The organism is Arthrobacter sp. Hiyo1 (assembly GCF_001263615.2).
Lineage (GTDB): Bacteria > Actinomycetota > Actinomycetes > Actinomycetales > Micrococcaceae > Arthrobacter.
The window spans coordinates 205,437-208,907 of the sequence record NZ_DF952470.1 but is presented as its reverse complement, the minus strand read 5'-3'; the positions used below and the strand labels follow the sequence as shown (position 1 = coordinate 208,907).

The window sequence follows — 3,471 nt, the reverse complement described above, 5'->3', positions numbered from 1 at the left end:
CCGCCGTCGAGCACCGTGAAGACGCCTTTCGAGGCCGGCCGCGGAACCGCCGTCGCGGACCCGGGAGTCACCGTCAGGAGCACCGACTGGTGGACGCGATCGCCGGCGGAAACTTCCACCGGAAACGGCTTGGACAGCGGCGTGCTGTACGTCTTGAAGGAAGCGTCTGTCCAGTTCCGTTGGTCTTCGGTCTCGAAGACGTCGCCGTGGAAGTCGAGCCTGAACCGGGTTCCGTCGCGCTCCCACTCCATGGAAGAAAGGTCCAGGAAGGGCTGGTGCGGACTGATGTCCACGGGGAAGGACGACGGCGTGCTGGCGCCACCGGGACTGCCGATGGTCACCGCGCGGCCGGCGTCGTCTGGGCGGTGCAGGACCACGAGTCCGATCCGGTTGCTGCGGAAGGCAGCGGGAGCGACGCCGTCGAACGTCACTTTGACGCTGTCCTTGATGAGGTGAATGGCGAGCTCGCCGGTGTAGCTGGAGCCGAAACCGGCGAAGTCGATGTCGAGCAGGAGGGTGACACCGCCGTCGCGGGAGTGTTGCGCGACCCTGCTGACCGTGGGCACGAGGGTGCGCCAGTCGTGGTCGCGGACCACTGCGCGAACGGCCCGGAGTACTGGCATGCCATTGAACGTGATGTCCGAGAGTTCATCGTTGCGCAATTCGGCCCGCCAGGCTGCCGCTTCCACCGTTTCCGATGGGGCGAATAGCCTGGCGTGGTTTTCGTCGTTGAGCACAGCGGGCCTTTGCAGCGGGGACAGAAGTAAGCGGGGTCGGAATCAATTGTGATGGGCGTCATGCGATGAGTCAACCGGTTGACCAATATTTCAGAACTCGCGCGCTGCAATTAGCGTCGCGGGAGGTCACCTGGAGCAACGCCGCGCAACCCGGCGAAAGGCTTCGAAACCATTATTGGTTCGCGCGCCGCGGCCTGCCTAACCTCGATGCACGTGGTGTACCCGAGAGGCCAGGGAGCTGCCTGCAAAGCAGCGCACGCGGGTTCGAATCCCGCCACCACGTCTCGTGTGTTGTCCTGGGGCGAAACGCCCAAGGGCCGAGCTATTGGGCGGCGTCGTAGCCCGCCAGCAGGCGGCGGGACGCTGTGCCCATGTGCGAGACCATGGCCTCTGTCACTAAGTCGGCGTCCCGGGACTCGAGCGCCTTGAAGATCGCGCGATGCTCGGCGAGCGCGGCGGCGGCATGGCCTTCATCGGTCAGTGCCCGGTCCACCCAGATTCGCAAGAGCGACCTAATGCTCTGCAGGAGTTCCTGGAGGACCTGGTTCCCGGAAGCGGACGCGATTTCCTTATGGAACGCGGCGTCGGCCTCGACGAAAACCGCGAGGTTATCCAGCCCGGCCTCCATCGAATCAAGGTTGGCTCGCATTCGCTCCAGGGCCTCGTCGGTAATGCGGGCCGCGGCCAACTGAACCGCTTGGACCTCCAATCCACTGCGCAGCTCCACGAGTTCGCGTGTGCGCGGCTCGCCGAGCATGAGTCCCCAACTGAGGGTGCGGGGCAGAAGTTCGGAGACGCCGTCGCGCAAGTAGGTTCCGGACCCCGGACGGACGATGACGATGCCGAGGATTTCCAACGCGGCCAACGCCTCGCGAACCGCCGAACGCCCGACGCCGAGCGAAGCCGCCAATTGGCGCTCGGCCGGGAGCCGGGTTCCCGCCGCTATGTCGCCGCTGGTGAAGTACGCGAGAAGCCTCTCGGCGACCTCGGAGACGACGGAGCCGTGCTCTATCGGAGCAAGGGCTGCCGTCATGTGGGCCGCTGCGGCGGCGGAATTCGCTGACATCTTCACAGCGTAGCAACCGGATGACCAATTTCTCCCGCACCGAATTCGTAGGTGCGGGGGTCACGCGCGCCCGGCGCGCGAAAATTATGATCAGTCAACCGGTTGACCAATTTACTCTCTGGGGTTTATGGTTTTTATCACACGCTTAGCTCGGTCCTGAGGCATCGAAGTCCACGGATCGGCACTAAGAAAACCCGAGCCGCCTGGTCCACAGAAGGACAACGCGCTCCGGCAACCTCTAGGAGTCAATGTGGACACCACACAATCGGTGGTCGAAAGATCGGCCATCAAGAAAGTCGCGATCCGGCTGGTGCCGTTCGTCGCCTTGATGTTCTTCATCAATTACCTGGACCGGACGGCCATCTCGTTCGCCGGCCCGAACGGCATGAACAAGGACCTGGCGCTCTCCGCAGCGCAGTTCGGTTTCGCGTCCGGAGTTTTCTTCATCGGCTACATCCTGCTGGAGGTTCCCAGCAACCTTGCTTTGCACAAGTTCGGCGCGCGCCGCTGGCTGGCCCGAATCATGGTCAGCTGGGGCATTGTGTCCCTCGTGTTCACCTGGGTGGGCAACGTGGACCAGCTCTACGTCCTGCGCTTCATTCTGGGTGTGGCGGAAGCCGGATTCTTCCCCGGCGCCATCCTCTTCCTGAGCCTCTGGGTCCCCGCAAAACACCGAAGCAAGATCCTCGCCCTCTTCTACTTGGCACAGCCGTTGACCACGGTGATCGGCGCTCCACTGGCCGGAGCGTTGATCCAGCAGCACGGCGTGTTCTTCGGCCTTGAGGGCTGGCGGTTCATGTTCTTCGGTGTCGCCATCCCGGCGATCGCCATCGGCGTCATCTCCTGGTTCTACCTGGCAGACTCCCCCGCCAAGGCCAAGTGGCTGACGTCGGAGGAAAAGACCTGGCTGACCGGTGCGCTCGAAAAGGAAAAGGCGGCGACTTCTGCCAGCAACAAGCACGTCAGCGTCCGCACCGTGTTCGGCAACGGCCGCGTTTGGATGCTTTCCCTGATCTACTTCGGCTTCATTTACGGCCTCTACGCCCTCGGGTTCTTCCTGCCGACCATCATCAAGGGCTTCGAGTCCCAGTTCGGCACGAAATTCGACGTCTTCCAGCAAGGCCTCATCACGGCCATCCCGTACTTGCCTGCCGCCGTCGCCCTGTACTTCTGGTCGAGGGACGCCACCAAACGCGGCGTCAAGACATGGCATATCGCACTTCCAGCACTGACCGGCGCCGTCAGTATCCCGCTGGCGCTGTTCGCAGGATCCCCGGCTGCGACGATCGCCGTCATCACCATCACCGCCATGTCCATCTTCGCGGCACTGCCGAACTTCTGGACGGTGCCCACGCAGTTCCTCACCGGGGCGGCGGCCGCAGCCGGAATCGCGCTGATCAACACCGTCGGCAACCTCGCAGGCTTCAGCGCCGGCTACATCACGGGTTGGCTCAAGGACTGGACGGGAAGCTACGTGGTGCCCATGTTCGTGGTGGGTGGCTTCATGCTCCTTTCCTCGATCCTCATGGTCGTCCTCAGCCGCCGGGGAAAAGCCATCAAGGGCGCCCCTATCGAGACTCTTGACCCTGCAGTCGCCGGCCAGCAAACCCAGCCCTAACCCGCGCCCGGCCCGCCCAACTGACTAGTCAGTTGTTGTCGTTTTGAGCC

The 3,471-nt window shown here is 63.5% G+C and carries 2 protein-coding genes, 1 tRNA gene and 1 pseudogene; 2 read left to right on the top strand and 2 right to left on the bottom strand.

Annotation, left to right across the window (positions count from 1 at the left end):
• Nucleotides 1–737 (bottom strand): annotated as a pseudogene (locus AHiyo1_RS24665) (hypothetical protein); the annotation flags it as partial.
• Nucleotides 738–949: 212 nt separating this feature from the next.
• Here AHiyo1_RS24665 and AHiyo1_RS09895 point away from each other — a divergent pair.
• Nucleotides 950–1,020 (top strand) — tRNA-Cys (locus AHiyo1_RS09895).
• 39 nt (nucleotides 1,021–1,059) lie between these two features.
• Here the strand turns inward: AHiyo1_RS09895 and AHiyo1_RS09890 are convergent.
• Entirely contained in the window at nucleotides 1,060–1,803 is a 744-nt protein-coding gene (locus AHiyo1_RS09890) for a FadR/GntR family transcriptional regulator (RefSeq protein ID WP_059388459.1), read from the bottom strand.
• Between the two features lie 250 nt (nucleotides 1,804–2,053).
• Here AHiyo1_RS09890 and AHiyo1_RS09885 point away from each other — a divergent pair, with 250 nt between their 5' ends.
• Nucleotides 2,054–3,421 (top strand): MFS transporter, encoded by a 1,368-nt coding sequence (locus AHiyo1_RS09885; protein ID WP_059388458.1) that lies wholly within the window; start codon nucleotides 2,054–2,056, stop codon nucleotides 3,419–3,421.
• The last annotated feature ends 50 nt before the right edge of the window (nucleotides 3,422–3,471 follow it).